Annotated in this window: 12 protein-coding genes and 1 tRNA gene; 6 read left to right on the top strand and 7 right to left on the bottom strand. The window is 45.3% G+C overall.

What is annotated here, in order from left to right:
• Positions 1-34 precede the first annotated feature (34 nt).
• From ftsZ to B7P33_RS16535, 5 genes are all read left to right on the top strand, one after another.
• Positions 35-2,029: a cell division protein FtsZ gene (gene ftsZ, locus B7P33_RS16555; RefSeq protein WP_097443336.1), complete on the top strand. Its 1,995-nt coding sequence runs from the start codon at positions 35-37 to the stop codon at positions 2,027-2,029.
• Positions 2,030-2,127: 98 nt separating this feature from the next.
• Positions 2,128-2,574: a GatB/YqeY domain-containing protein gene (locus B7P33_RS16550; protein WP_097443335.1), complete on the top strand. Its 447-nt coding sequence runs from the start codon at positions 2,128-2,130 to the stop codon at positions 2,572-2,574.
• Positions 2,575-2,648: 74 nt separating this feature from the next.
• Complete coding sequence (locus B7P33_RS16545; protein ID WP_097443334.1) at positions 2,649-2,900, top strand: GIY-YIG nuclease family protein; 252 nt, start codon at positions 2,649-2,651, stop codon at positions 2,898-2,900.
• A 48-nt stretch (positions 2,901-2,948) separates the two neighbouring features.
• On the top strand, positions 2,949-3,200 hold the full coding sequence (locus tag B7P33_RS16540; RefSeq protein ID WP_097443333.1) for a GIY-YIG nuclease family protein: 252 nt from the start codon (positions 2,949-2,951) through the stop codon (positions 3,198-3,200).
• Positions 3,191-3,264 (top strand) — tRNA-Arg (locus B7P33_RS16535). The genes B7P33_RS16540 and B7P33_RS16535 overlap by 10 nt, the downstream gene beginning before the upstream one ends.
• A 221-nt stretch (positions 3,265-3,485) precedes the next feature.
• Here B7P33_RS16535 and B7P33_RS16530 read toward each other — a convergent pair.
• Together B7P33_RS16530 and B7P33_RS16525 are read right to left on the bottom strand one after the other, a co-directional pair.
• The gene (locus B7P33_RS16530; RefSeq protein WP_097443332.1) at positions 3,486-4,550 is read right to left on the bottom strand and encodes a PCMD domain-containing protein; all 1,065 of its coding nucleotides are present in this window, start codon (positions 4,548-4,550) and stop codon (positions 3,486-3,488) included.
• Complete coding sequence (locus B7P33_RS16525; RefSeq protein WP_097443331.1) at positions 4,547-5,248, bottom strand: hypothetical protein; 702 nt, start codon at positions 5,246-5,248, stop codon at positions 4,547-4,549. Before B7P33_RS16525 ends, B7P33_RS16530 begins: the two co-directional genes overlap by 4 nt.
• Before the next feature lie 170 nt (positions 5,249-5,418).
• On the opposite strand from B7P33_RS16525, the gene B7P33_RS16520 reads away from it, so the two are divergent.
• A complete protein-coding gene (locus B7P33_RS16520; protein WP_097443330.1) occupies positions 5,419-6,288 on the top strand; it encodes a helix-turn-helix domain-containing protein in 870 nt (289 codons plus the stop codon).
• A gap of 80 nt (positions 6,289-6,368) precedes the next feature.
• On the opposite strand, the gene B7P33_RS16515 is transcribed toward B7P33_RS16520, so the two are convergent.
• The 5 genes from B7P33_RS16515 to B7P33_RS16495 form a co-directional block, all read right to left on the bottom strand.
• Positions 6,369-9,707 (bottom strand): PVC-type heme-binding CxxCH protein, encoded by a 3,339-nt coding sequence (locus B7P33_RS16515; protein ID WP_172435979.1) that lies wholly within the window; start codon positions 9,705-9,707, stop codon positions 6,369-6,371.
• Between the two features lie 18 nt (positions 9,708-9,725).
• Positions 9,726-10,133 carry a cupin domain-containing protein gene (locus tag B7P33_RS16510; RefSeq protein WP_097443328.1) on the bottom strand — a complete coding sequence of 136 codons (408 nt, stop codon included), beginning with the start codon at positions 10,131-10,133 and terminating at the stop codon, positions 9,726-9,728.
• 3 nt (positions 10,134-10,136) lie between these two features.
• Positions 10,137-11,000, bottom strand: coding sequence for a phosphoenolpyruvate hydrolase family protein (locus B7P33_RS16505; protein ID WP_097443327.1), 864 nt, complete (start codon positions 10,998-11,000; stop codon positions 10,137-10,139).
• 32 nt (positions 11,001-11,032) lie between these two features.
• Positions 11,033-12,538, bottom strand: a complete 1,506-nt coding sequence (locus B7P33_RS16500; RefSeq protein ID WP_097443326.1) for an MFS transporter — start codon at positions 12,536-12,538, stop codon at positions 11,033-11,035.
• Positions 12,539-12,697: 159 nt separating this feature from the next.
• Positions 12,698-13,834 (bottom strand): glycerate kinase, encoded by a 1,137-nt coding sequence (locus B7P33_RS16495; RefSeq protein ID WP_097443325.1) that lies wholly within the window; start codon positions 13,832-13,834, stop codon positions 12,698-12,700.
• Between the last annotated feature and the right edge of the window lie 155 nt (positions 13,835-13,989).

Raw genomic sequence — 13,989 nt, 5'->3', positions numbered from 1 at the left:
AACACAAAACACAAAACCGGAAATCAGTTACAACATGAGCAAGAACACTGAATTTGAGAACATCTCCTTCGACCTTCCTAAAAACCAAAGCAACGTAATCAAGGTTATAGGTGTAGGCGGAGGCGGTAGTAACGCGATCAACCATATGTTCCAGGCTGGGATCAAGGGAGTAGATTTCGTTATCTGTAATACCGATGCCCAAGCACTTCAAAACAGTTCCGTTCCCAATAAGATCCAATTAGGCGTATCCCTAACCGAAGGATTGGGGGCAGGTGCCAACCCTAATGTTGGTGAACAAGCCGCCATTGAGAGCATGGAGGACATCAAGAATATGTTAGGCACCAATACCAAAATGGTATTTATTACCGCCGGAATGGGTGGTGGTACCGGTACCGGGGCCGCACCTATGATTGCCAAACAAGCCCGCGAACTAGACATACTTACGGTTGGTATCGTTACCATTCCTTTTCAGTTCGAGGGTAAAATGCGTTGCGATCAAGCCCAATTGGGTATCGAAAAATTACGGGACAATGTAGACTCGCTCATAGTCATCAACAACAATAAGCTCCGTGAAGTTTATGGTAACCTAGGCTTTAAGGCAGGCTTCTCTAAGGCAGATGAAGTTTTGGCAACAGCCGCCAAAGGTATAGCCGAGGTTATTACCCACCACTATACCCAGAACATTGACCTTCGAGATGCCAAGACAGTGCTATCCAATTCCGGTACGGCAATAATGGGTTCTGCCCATGCCTCAGGCTCTTCCCGCGCCCAGGAAGCTATTATGAAGGCCTTGGACTCGCCCTTACTTAACGATAATAAAATTACCGGGGCCAAAAACGTACTCTTGCTCATCGTTTCCGGTAGCCAGGAAATTACCATCGATGAGATCGGTGAAATCAATGACTTTATCCAGACCGAAGCCGGTTATGGCGCCAACATCATCATGGGTGTGGGTGAGGAAGATGCCTTGGGCGATGCCATTGCAGTTACCGTAATCGCTACCGGGTTCAATGTAGACCAACAAGACACCATTGTAAACACCGAATCGAAAAAAATCGTGCACTCCTTGGAAGAGTTACAGGCCCAACCACCGGTAACCCCTACTCCAAGCCCACAGGCCTCGGTAGAAAACGTAGCCCCAACCCCTGTGGTTCAAGCGCCTCCAGTAGCCCCAATCGTAGAGGAGAAGGAAACCATTATAAAACACACCTTGGTATTGGAAGATGAAGTGGAACCTGAGGCTCCGGCCCAGCCACAAGCCGACCCCAATTTGATTCCGACTACCAACTACATCCGTAATTTCAATGTATTCTATGAAGAGGTAGTACCTGAGGATATTACCGAGCATTTCGTAATTGTAGATGCCCAAGAAAACATACGAAACATCGAGGTAATCGATGCCGAAGTGGTAAAGCCCAAAAAGGAGGAAGACCAGATTACCCTGAGTTTTGACATGCCGTTAAACCAACAGGGGCCTAAGGATCAAGAAGACGAAAGACTAGAGGTAACCTTCGATTTAGATGCCGAAGAAGAGGTAAACCAAGTGCAGGTAACCGACCATATAGAAGTAGTACCTGTTTTGGAATACAATAAAGAAGGCGAAACCCGATACAGTTTGGACGATTATATGGATTTAGAAGCCAAATTGACCGGTGCCAAATCGAAGGCCGAGAATTTTGACCCAAAAATCGTTGACGACGAATTGGTTTTTGAGAAAAAAGTGCTTCCTGAGACCGATGCCAATTCAGACCATGTAGATGTTGACCCAACCGAAGTACCAATCAAAGAGGTATTACGTCGCAGGGCCGAAGAAAGACGCAGAAGCCTAAAAGATTTCAACTATAAATTCCAAGGCTTGAACAAGCGAATCGATGAGATTGAAAAGGAACCTGCTTACAAGCGTCAGGGTATCAATCTTAGTGAAGGGCCAGAAGAACGCAATGTTTCGCGTACCAGTTTGGGCGAAGACAGTAATGATGACCTACAATTGCGCTCTAATAATTCCTTTCTACACGATAATGTAGATTAGACCATGTTTCAACGACCTTAATTCGAATAAATATAAAACCCGGGAACCTACTTTCTCGGGTTTATTTTTTATATTCGTGGCCTTAAAAAACAGCAAGCATGTCGTTACAATCACGTGTTATGGAAGAAATGAAGGCCGCCATGAAGGCCAAGGACACTGTTGCCTTGGAAGCCCTTCGTGCCATCAAGTCGGCCTTGTTGTTACAAAAGTCGGAAGCAGGTAGTGCTGAACTCACCGAAACCGACGAGATTAAGCTTGTCCAAAAGTTGGTAAAACAGCGTAAGGACAGTGCCGCCATTTTTACCGAGCAAGGCCGCAACGATTTGGCCGAACCGGAATTGGCACAGGTTGCCGTTTTAGAAAAATTCCTCCCAGAGCAATTATCTGAGGAAGAAATCGAAAAGGTAGTGGTTATGACCATCGATGCCTTAGGTGCTACAAACATGAAGGACATGGGCAAGGTTATGGGTGCGGTAAACAAAGAATTGGCTGGCCAAGCAGATGGCAAGACCATTTCTAAAATCGTAAAAGAAAAACTGGGGTAACCCCAAAAGACATACTGGCCGCGTAGTTCAACTGGATACCTGCCTGACCGGCAGGCAGGGAATATCAGATTTCTATGGCAGAAAAACATTATGTTTACGTTCTTAAAAGTAAAGTTGACGGAAGATTGTACAAGGGTATGACCCAGAATCTTGAGTTAAGACTTAGTCAACACAATGGTGGTAAGGTTAAATCTACAAAAGGATATATGCCTTGGGTTTTGGTTTATCATGAAATATTTGAAACTCGGCAAGAGGCCAGATCAAGGGAGAAATACCTGAAATCGGCCGCAGGCCGGGAAGTTTTAAAAGACATACTGGCCGCGTAGTTCAACTGGATACCTGCCTGACCGGCAGGCAGGGAATATCAGATTTCTATGGCAGAAAAACATTATGTTTACGTTCTTAAAAGTGAAGTTGACGGAAGATTGTACAAGGGTATGACCCAGAATCTTGAGTTAAGACTTAGTCAACACAACGGTGGTAAAGTTAAATCTACTAAAGGATATATGCCTTGGGTTTTGGTTTACCATGAAATATTTGAAACTCGGCAAGAGGCCAGATTAAGGGAGAAATACCTGAAATCGGGCGCAGGTCGAGAATTTTTAAAAGACATACTGGCCGCGTAGTTCAACTGGATAGAATATCAGATTTCGGCTCTGAGGGTTGGGGGTTCGAATCCTCCCGCGGTCACGAATAAATAGTTCGATAAGAAAAAACGCCAAGTTCGCTTGAGCGTTTTTTTGTTCGTACTATTTTCAAAGCGGAGCTTTGTGAGGAGGCCTATGGGCAATCCTCCCGCGGTCACATCAAGCAAGGAAGCTAACCGACAGGTTGGCTTTTTGTTTTTCGGAAGATTGAAAACCCGAGTTTCCTTATTTATGGTAATGGTTATTAAAGGATTTTTATGCCACTCAATACCCCAAATAGATATTATCCAAACGTAACTCACTACCTATGGCACCTTTAAAAAAGTCGCCTTCAAAGCTGGAAGTGGCCAAAACAGAAATATGGGTTATAGGCTCCTCGCCGGTTCCCCAACTTTCACCGGATTGGGGTTGGGCATAGGCATACCAAGGGTCACTAGCTGGCAATTCACCATATTTGACCGGAACTAGTTCTTTTTTCCAATCCGAAACACTCTCCCCACTCCTAAACCAAGCCGTGCCTACCCTTAGGGTTTGGCTCCCTTCGCGGTTTTCCAACAAAAGATAAATATCGCATTGATCGCCATAGGGTAAGGGTTGCCCATCGGTATCGGCATTTTCCGCACCCGGTATATACGTATATTCAAACGAAAAGCTAAGCGGTCTACCTTGAAAAGGGGTGCCCAATTCAATATTGGACCGTGGATCGGACACACTGGGAAAATCTTCAGTGAACTTACCCGTAAAAATCGTAGCCGCAGCCAAACGCACCAAGGCCGGAGCCGCAACGGTTACCATTTGAACCCCTAAAGAATCGGCCGTTTTTTCTACAGGTTTGGTATTCGGGTCTGCTCCGCCCAAAACCAAGCCCGCATTGGCCGTATCCCATATGGTAGTTGTTTTAGAGCTACCCGGTTGTTCAAAAGATTTACCTAAGGAGGTAGCCGTATACCAATCTTCGAAAGAAGTATTATCGAGTTGGGCATCGGGGCCACTCCGTTCTACAGTTACGGTATAGGTATTGGTTACCCCGTTTTCGGCTGTAACGGTATAACTTACGGGCATTGAGAAATCTTGTACTTCGTTAACCTTGGGGGCTACCTGTGCAAAATTTGAAACGGCAATAACGGTTGGTGCCAAATTTAAATCGATCTGCTGGTCCGTTACCGAAACGGCAATCGTTAAGGCCTCATTATCTATGACAGTGGTACCCACCTGACCTTCCAATTCAAAAGTTTGAATTAAAGCTTTCCCTGATTTACCGAAATGATCTTCACTAACACATGACCACAAAAAAGCTACACTTAGTACCGAGACAACTATATTTTTCATGATCTTGGGGGCAAATAAAAGGTTACTCCTAAAAACAACTTTAACAGGTCCACCTCAAAACTAACCTGGTTGGTAAATTTGGTCGAGGCATTGTCCCCGTCGCCGTTCAATTCCCCTTTGGAATAGGTTGAACTAATGCCCAAGACCGAGGTGCCCAACTCAAAACCGACATTTTTGGTAATATAAACTGAAATTCCCGGCTGTAGTCCCAATGTTAACCCATAGGAATCCACCACATATCTGTCCAATTCCAAGGCATCTTCTATTTGACGAACACTGCGGCCATAAGTGAACTGTAAACTGGTTTCATTAAAAATACTAAACCGACCATTACCAATAGGCAAGTAGTTTCTTATATAAGGAGCTACCCCATATTCCTTAGACAACAAATCGTCGGTGACCGCGCCATTGTCGCCTTCGTATTGCCGCTCTTTTAGTTGTTGATCATAAAAAATACCCCCACCCAACACAAAATCCTTCTTTATAAATTTTCCGGCTTTCATGTCTACTCCCCAATCCAAAGTATAAGAACCATCGAGGGTTTGGAACAACCTAGGTTCATTTTCCGATTCGGAATGCTTTAAATGAAAAGTAGCAGAGACCATAGTATTCCCTTTTTCAAATTGGGAAGGCAAGTCTTGGGCCCGGATTTGAACTACTACTCCTAGGGCCAACCAAAGAAAAACATATTTACGCATAGGGCAAGGCATTAACACCAAGAAAGAAGGCTAAAGATAAGGCAAACCGACCAACCATTGGCATGCCATAATACCTAGAAAATTTAGTGCCATCACACCCCATTTTAAAGACACACAACCACCTTTATTTTGTCTTTAAAACGTATATTTACTCGTCAACAGATGATAAAATGAAGCAAGCCATACGCAAATTACCGATTAAGGCATCCAAGTCATATACTATGTATGATTTGGTGGCCCCTTATTTCGATCCCTATTGGCATTTTCACGAAGAATATCAATTGGTGGTTGTATTGGAGGGTACCGGTACACGTTTCGTTGGCGATGACATAAAACATTTTGAGGCAGGCGATATGGTACTTACCGGATCTAACCTACCCCATGTTTGGCGTAACGATGATATCTATTTTGATAATCAAGGATTGCGTACCCGTTGTGTGGTGATCTATTTTTCATTTGATTTTCTAGGTGATGCTTTTTTGGCCAAAGAAGAAATGGAGGGCATTCAAAAGTTATTGGATCGCGCCCATAGAGGGCTTGAAGTCTTGGGTAATACCAGAGACCAAGTAGAGGGCCAAATGTTGGAAATGCTTACCCAACATGGGTTCGAAGGGGTACTTAGCCTGTTGAAAATCTTGCACCAACTTTCAGAAACCCCAGATTTGACCTATATAAACAAGGAAGGTTATTTGAATACGGTTACCGATGCCGATTCGAAACGCATGCAGCGCATACATGCCTATATTTTGGACCATTTTAAAGGGGATATACGCTTAGATGAAGTGGCCGCCCTGGCCAACCTCTCCCCCACCTCGTTCAGTCGGTATTTTAAATCGCATACCAATAAGACCTTTTCTGAATTCGTGGCGGAACTGCGTATCGGGCTGGCCTGCAAACTATTACAAACCAACGACCTTTCCATTCTTCAGATTGCCCATGAATGTGGCTACAAGACCCTTTCTAATTTCAATAAAAAATTTAGGGGTATCGTGGGCACCAATCCTTTTAAATACAGACAAGGCTATCGCAGTATGCGTTAAAAAAAGGTCGCCCCAAACGGAACGACCTCACGACTCAAACAAACTACACCTTTAATCTAATACGATTACCTGGGTGTAGGTTATTGTGGCAGCACCCATTGGATACTGTTTTTAAGTATGGTTTGATATGGCTTTATATCATGTGCCCTTTCGTCGTGGCCCAAGGTGTTGGCCACAATTTTGGACTTCGGGTGTTTTACGATCCAAACCACCGGAAACTCATCGCCCGATTCCAGTCCGCGGCCCATGGCCAAAACTTCGATATCGGTACCTTCTGGGTCTTGCTCCCAACGGTATAATTCATCAAAAATCCTGAACTTGGCCGGTACCCCTTTCATAATGGGATGGTTCGGCTTAACCACCTTGACTTCAAAAGTCTGTAATTTTTCGTGGGAACGGGATCCGCCCCCAACCAGTTCTTTGTTGTATTTGGGCCAATCTTGCCAGTTATACCAAGTACTGGGATGATAGATAAGCATGGCCATACCTTCATTTACCCTATTGAAAATAGCTTCTTGGGTAGTAGCGCCAAAGGGTTTGTTGTTCGAAATATGCAATACATCAGTTACAGGGAGAAGGTCTTCCAGCTCCTTACCGTTTTCAGTGTAAATAACGGTATTGGTGCCATCCAAACTCAAGGTCTTACCATCCTGTATTCCAAAAAATCTCAGGAAATCGTGGGAACCGCCCCCGCCCATCATACTTATTTTTGGGGCTCTTTCATCCTTGGAAATATAACTGCCGGGGGCATTTACGATTATTACCCCCTGCATCATACGCCAGTGCCCTGGGAAGGTACATACAAACGGATACCTACCGGGTACATTGGGTAAACGCACCATTACCGAACCCGATTCACCAGGTTCCAGCATGGGGGTGGCACCCAAAACATATCTCGATTTGGGCACATAACCCATTTTGGCCGCTTCTGGTTTTTGCATAAAGTCATCGACCATTTTACCAAAGGCTTCCGTACTTCCTTTATCAATTACCACCAGGTTATGCGACATTTGATCCGGATTGGCCAATTTGATCTCGATCAACTGACCCGCAGTTGCCTCGAGAACTGTTTTATCAAAGGCCATTTTTTGGTTGACTGTCTTTAGGTTAAAGGTTACATCTGGTACAGGTTTGCGCACCGTACCGATACCAACATCTATATAACGCTCCCCCCCGTTGTCATGGCAATGGACGGCGATAAGGTTTTTCCCTTTTTTAAATAATTTTCCTTTTTCCTTATCGAGTTTAATGTACTTATGTTTTCCACTGGCACCTTCTTCGCTCACCAATAATTCCCCATTGATATATATGGAATAACCATCGTCATGGGCAATTTTGATTACGGGCTCCTCTAGGGTTTCTTTTAGGGTAAATTCGCGACGGAGATAAATATCTTGGGTAGACCATAAGGTCTTTTTAAAGGTTTTCTTCCCTCCGAATTTGGCTTCCCCTTTTTTCCAGCTACTAGTGTTAAAATCTACTTGGTTCCAACCTTCTGCAGGGGTTTCTTGGGTATAGCTCCATACCGCCTTGCCTTCTTGGGCACTACCTAAGAGCATATCCACATCTTTTTCCTCTACATATTCAAAATTCTTTTCGCGATGATAGACTTTAACCGCGGCATCGAGCCACTTATCTTCACTATTGACACCCACGCTGGCAAGGGTTTCCATGGCTGCGGACATTTCAACGGTTTCAGGAAGTTCACCCGCCTTAAGAATCGCATTTTTACATAATCTAAGATCAGAAGTTTGCAACAAACCGGATGCCACCAACTTTTCCGAAGCCTCGGTTGTGGCCGGCAATAAGGCTATAGCGGCACGTTGTACGGCATAACTTTTATTACCAAGCGCCCCATATAAAAGGGAGATATGCTCCTCATTGTCAAAAGCACCCAAACCATCTAAGGTCCACAGGGCATGTAAGGCCCCGGCATTGAGTCCGGTTTCATCGATTTGGGCATTGTTTTTGGCCAATTTGACCAATTCCGGAATCAATTCTTTTTTGTTGCCTTCTACGATAAGCCGCTGTGCGGTAGTTCGCCAAAACATATTAGGGTCGGAAAGTGCTTCCAATAATTCGTCGTTATCGGCATCTTCCAAAGATTCGATATCGGAATCGTCACCATCTTCATGGGTTATGATATAAATTCGACCATGGCCCTTATCGCGTAATGGATTAATGTGGGCATTCCCATCGCCCTTTTCATCGTTCCAGATTTGGTTTTCCATCCCCCTTTTGTCGGGGTTATGCTGAATTACGGGATTGTACCAATCGGCCACCCAAAGATTACCATCGGGCCCGGTCTCAGCAAACACAGGAGCCGACCAAGCATCAGTACTGGCAAAAATATTACCCCCATCAACTTCGGTATAACCAGCACCCTCTTTTTCGATGCGGGCCAAGTGCACCAAATGCCCTGTAGGTTCGGTAACGTACATTTGGTTCCAATAGGCCTTGGGGTAATTACGGGCAGTATAGAAATTAGCTCCGGCTGCGGCCGTATAGCCGCCACGTACATCTACCTGTTGTAATGGAATTAGGGTATCGGCAGGGGTAATCTCATAGTGCCCTTGAATAAAATCGGCATTCAAGGCCCATTTTGGCCTTTTGTCCAAATACTCATAGTAACGCAATGGAATACCCACATAACAGGCATGGTTATTATTGGCCGTGGACCCGAAAATCTCAAAATTCTCGTTAAATCCAAGTCCCCAAGTATTGTTATTGAACTGCCCTACGGGCTCAAACGATTTTCCGTCGCGGCCAAAGTTGAACACTCCCATTTTAAAGTTTACGTTCTTACCCTGGAAGCTGTTTTCGAATCCGGAATAGCCCACGGAACCCCAGATTTTATTGTCCAACCCATAACGTAGGCTCGAGGGTCCCGCATGGGTATCCCAGGTGCCAAAACCATCGAAAAGTATGGTGCTTTTGTCCATTTTATCGTCACCGTCGGTATCTTGCAAATACACCATATTCGGGGCTTGGGCCACTATGGCACCACCATCGACTATGGTTATACCGGTAGTAAGGCTTTGTTCTGTGGCAAAATCGGTAAAGGTATCTGCCTTACCATCACCATTGGTGTCTTCACAAATGGTAATACGGTCGCCACCGACATCGTTGGCCAATCCATGCGGATAATCTTGGGATTGCACTACCCACAATCTACCTTTTTCGTCCCAACTAAATGCAATCGGATTTATGATATTGGGCTCAGCCGCAAAAAGTTGTGCTTCAAAACCTTCGGGCAGCTGAATATGCCGTTGCGAGTCTTCTGGCGATAAAGGGTCTTGTACCTTAGGTTCCTCACCGGTATAGGTAAGTGGGGGTAGCGGACCTTTATCCGTTTTGCAAGCGGTAATCATAATGGCTATGGCAGCAAAGGCCATAAGTGCCTTGAAGATGGCTTTCATAGTATTCATTTTTATTTACTAATCCTTCCTATAATTACAATAGGGTTCGTTCTTATATTCGTCAATGGTTCCGGCTTCCCAACCTGCTTTGGGGGCCAGAATGGCCAAAAATTCCAAATCGGTATCCCCGGCATTAAAGGTGGCATGCACCACATCGGGATCCATGTAAACCGAATCGCCCGCCTGTAACAGCTGCATTTCATCTTCGACCCATTGTTCGGCCGTTCCTTTTAGAATGTACAGTATCTCGTTCATCTCGGGATGCCTATGGAAATCGTGAAAGCCTTTGGGGGGCATGGTCACTTTTACCAAAAGCGTATCGGCCATTGTGGTTATTTCCGGATGGAAATGCCATAGATGATCGCGCCCGAGCACTTGTTCTTCCCAACCATCTGAAGATTTTCGGAAAGTATAACCGGTAGCCATAGATTAACGGTTGAGGGTCAAAGCCTTGAAATCTCGGGTAAGTTGGGTCAAAGAAGCCTCTACACCCATACGTTCTAGGGAAGAAGCCCCGACAAAACCATCGGCATCGGTCTTATCCAAGATCACACGTACATCTTCCGGGGTGTTTATGGGCCCTCCATGAGCCAAGAAAAAGGTATCGGGTTTGGCTGTTTTCACTGCTTCGATAATACTTTGGGTACGATCAATAGCCTCGTCCATACCACAGGTAGCCCCTGTAACCCCAATAGAACCACCTACCGTGGTACCTACGTGGGCGATAACCGCATCGGCCCCGGCATCGGCCATTTGTACCGCTTCCTCCGGTTTACCTACATACACAATGGAAAAAAGGTCCATTTTAGTGGCCAATCGCACCATTTCCACTTCTTTTTGAAAGCTCATTCCGGTCTCTTCGAGCACATTTCTAAAGTGGCCGTCTATAATGGAATGGGTCGGAAAGTTGTTTACCCCTGAAAAGCCCATATCCTTTACCTTGCCCAACCAGTGCCACATACGTCTTCTGGGGTCACTACCATGAACACCACAGATTACAGGTATTTCCTCTACCACGGGTAACACTTCGAACTCCCCGATTTCCATGGCTACGGCATTGGCATCGCCATAAGCCATCATTCCGGCGGTAGATCCGTGTCCGGACATACGAAAACGCCCAGAATTATAGATAATCAATAGATCGGCCCCACCTTTTTCGATGAATTTGGCACTGATACCCGTTCCGGCACCAGCGGCGATAATGGCCTTTTTCTGATCCAAGGTAGCCTGCAACCTATCCCTTACTTCTTGTTTTGTATAGGGGTTTCCTATCCCCGTCCATGGATTTGGCATGATATTCCGTTTTAAATATTATAGTTTCTTGATTAAATCTCTAATTGTTTGTAGCCTCCCCTCCGTTTAAAATACAGGATTAAAAAGAGGTAACCCAGCGCCATGACCAAAGGCACCAAGGCCGTGACAACCACCGCTTTTCCGGCCCCATAGAACCCAGCTTGTTGTATAGGATTCTTGTCTTGGTTCGCATCCGTTTTGGCACTTTGCCACCATTGATCCAATTGGGTAAGGTTGGCGTTCTCAGCCAATGATTTTCCGGTTTTCTCCCAATTCTGTTTATCGGTTTCCAATTGGGCACCACCATCGTTTAAAATGGCCACCTTGGCACCGTCTAAACCTTGAATACCTTTAAAAAACAAAAAGCTGTTTTCATGATCGGCCTTATACCGGTCATAAGCATCCGGAGCCGTGGTCTTAATCTGTTCAGAAGCAAAATAATCTTGCTTGTACCCTATTCCGGGGCCACCCAACAATCCGGCAGAAAGCATGCCTACTCCACCGATTATACCCATGGTAACGGCGCCCCCTTTCGGGTAACGCTCGCCCACCACACCCAGCATAGTGGGCCAAAAGAAGGTTTTACCTATACCATAAATGGTTACGGCCACCACCATGATCATTCCCGTAGTGGAATTACCGAGAATGTAAAGGCCTATGGTACCCAGAACCGCACTTAAAAACAATAATCCCAAGGGGGATATTTTATGTACTATGGGCCCTGCAAAAAACCGAAGCACGAACATGAGGGCCGAGGTGTAGATAAAGAGCAACACCCCTTTGGTGCCGCTTTGTAATATGTTTCCGGTAATATTCTGGATCCAACTGTCAGTGCCCAGTTCTACATAACCTACCAAGACCATAAGTACCACAAGTAGTATTAAGATCGGGGAAGCGAATTGCGCCAGCATTTCTTTAAAAGGTACTCCAGCCGCCTTCGCCTCCGATACCGGGAATTTTTCTTTGGCAATCATGAAACCGTAGATCAATACGGGGACTAAGAAGAACGACATCAATACCTCCCAAGAAACCATATCGCCAAAAGCAATGGAAAGAATCCCTCCAAGGATCATTCCCCCGGGCCAACCGGCATGTAAAATATTCAAGTAATGGGTTTTCTGTTTCGGGTACAAACTGGCTACCAACGGATTGATCACCGATTCACAGACCCCGTTACCCACGGCAAACAAAAAGGTACCCGAATACAGGCACCAGTAGGCTGCCTCGCGTCCCATATTCTCAAATACATAGGCCGTGGCAACGGTAATGACCAAGGAAAGAAAATGAAGTACAAAGGCCAGTACGATCAGTTTTTTGTAACCGATTTTGTCCGCAATAAGACTGAATAAAATGATTATTAGTCCAAAACCCACGAATCCACCACCGGTTATGGTGCCCAATTCGGTCATGGTAAAACCGAACTCATTGGCCCAATCTACCAAAATGGCCCCACGAACGGCAAAGCCGACCCCGGCCGCCACAATGGTAAAAAAACTGGCCCACAACAACCTACTTTTATTAATTTGAAGTTCTCCCATGACACTTTACAATTAACTGCTATCATTAGCATTGTGACAAAGGAGCAAATTAATAGGGATGAAATCCAGTTATTTTAATACCGTTTTCGATACTATTATGACATTTGACCTAAATAGATGCTAAAAACTAGTCAAAATACTATCGTAGGCCTAGGGGTTTTACTTTATAGAAAGTGTAATACAACGCATAATCTGGCTCAGTTGTTTTTGAATCAAAGGGCCCGCATTGGCCATGGAATCGGATAAGGTCATTGGACCATTAACTATTGAAAAACTGGCCGTAACGCCAATTTGGGCCAAGTTTTCGCTACCCTCGCCCAGTTTTCCTGCAACAGCTATCACCGGTACATTATGTTTTTGGGCCAATCGTCCCAAACCAGCAATGGTTTTACCATAAAGGGTTTGTCCGTCGATCTTACCTTCGCCGGTAAATACCAGATCGGCATTTTGGAGATGTTTGTCAAGTTCTAGGGTCTGTAATATCAATTCTATGCCCTGTTTCAAATGTCCTTGGAAGAAAGCCAACAGTCCTCCTCCCAAACCTCCAGCCGCACCCGATCCGGGCACTTGGGCAATATCAACTTTCAATTGTTGGGAAATGGTTTCGGCTAAATGCTGCAGATTAGCATCCAAAAGTTCAACCATATCGGGCTTGGCACCTTTTTGTGGACCATATATTTTTGAAGCCCCGGTGGCTCCAATAAAAGGATTGGATACATCGCAAGCCACCGTAAAACTTGCGTTTTTTATTCGAGGGTCTACATGGCTGGAATCTATAGTGACCAAATTACCCAAACTACCGCCTCCAGGGGGTAACTCATTCCCTTCGCCATCCAAAAACCGATAGCCTAAGGCCTGGGCCATACCCACGCCCCCATCGTTGGTGGCGCTACCACCTATTCCCAGAATAAATCGGTCACAACCTTGATCTAAGGCCGCCCGTGCCAATTGACCCGTACCATAGGTAGTGGTAATCAAGGGATTTTTCTCGGCGGGGGTCAGTAATTCGAGTCCGGATGCTTTGGCCATTTCGATTACAGCGGTTTTGCCATCGGGCAGTAGGCCGTATTCGGCTGTGATCAATCGCCCTAAGGGATCTTGTACCTCCGTACTTTTTATAGTACCTCCTAAAGGAAGCACCAAGGCATCTAAAAGGCCTTCTCCCCCATCGGAAATGGGAATCTGTTTTATGTTGGCTTCGGGCACCACTTCTAAAATGCCTTGGGCCATGGCCTGGGCCACTTCGGTAGCCGAGAGACATTCTTTAAAGGAATCGGGAGCAAGTACGATATTCATAATGTGAAGATTGTCGCCCTAATGTACTTTTTATTCCTTATTGAGCCTAAAAAATGGCACTTGAATGAAATAATAGTATCGGAACCGGCCAAATGATGGTGATAATGGGCACCTCTTCAGAAATGGGATAAGTAAAGTAGCCATTGCCCGATACT

Origin of the sequence: Sediminicola luteus, from assembly GCF_002514735.1 — a bacterium.
GTDB lineage: Bacteria > Bacteroidota > Bacteroidia > Flavobacteriales > Flavobacteriaceae > HQA918.
This window is presented reverse-complemented; position numbering and strand designations above follow the sequence as displayed.

Coding starts and splice junctions, on each gene's coding strand:
- ftsZ (WP_097443336.1), top strand. CDS start 35: ATGAGCAAGAACACTGAATTTGAGAACATCTCCTTCGACCTTCCTAAA.
- B7P33_RS16550 (WP_097443335.1), top strand. CDS start 2,128: ATGTCGTTACAATCACGTGTTATGGAAGAAATGAAGGCCGCCATGAAG.
- B7P33_RS16545 (WP_097443334.1), top strand. CDS start 2,649: ATGGCAGAAAAACATTATGTTTACGTTCTTAAAAGTAAAGTTGACGGA.
- B7P33_RS16540 (WP_097443333.1), top strand. CDS start 2,949: ATGGCAGAAAAACATTATGTTTACGTTCTTAAAAGTGAAGTTGACGGA.
- B7P33_RS16530 (WP_097443332.1), bottom strand. CDS start 4,550: ATGAAAAATATAGTTGTCTCGGTACTAAGTGTAGCTTTTTTGTGGTCA.
- B7P33_RS16525 (WP_097443331.1), bottom strand. CDS start 5,248: ATGCGTAAATATGTTTTTCTTTGGTTGGCCCTAGGAGTAGTAGTTCAA.
- B7P33_RS16520 (WP_097443330.1), top strand. CDS start 5,419: ATGAAGCAAGCCATACGCAAATTACCGATTAAGGCATCCAAGTCATAT.
- B7P33_RS16515 (WP_172435979.1), bottom strand. CDS start 9,707: ATGAAAGCCATCTTCAAGGCACTTATGGCCTTTGCTGCCATAGCCATT.
- B7P33_RS16510 (WP_097443328.1), bottom strand. CDS start 10,133: ATGGCTACCGGTTATACTTTCCGAAAATCTTCAGATGGTTGGGAAGAA.
- B7P33_RS16505 (WP_097443327.1), bottom strand. CDS start 11,000: ATGCCAAATCCATGGACGGGGATAGGAAACCCCTATACAAAACAAGAA.
- B7P33_RS16500 (WP_097443326.1), bottom strand. CDS start 12,538: ATGGGAGAACTTCAAATTAATAAAAGTAGGTTGTTGTGGGCCAGTTTT.
- B7P33_RS16495 (WP_097443325.1), bottom strand. CDS start 13,834: ATGAATATCGTACTTGCTCCCGATTCCTTTAAAGAATGTCTCTCGGCT.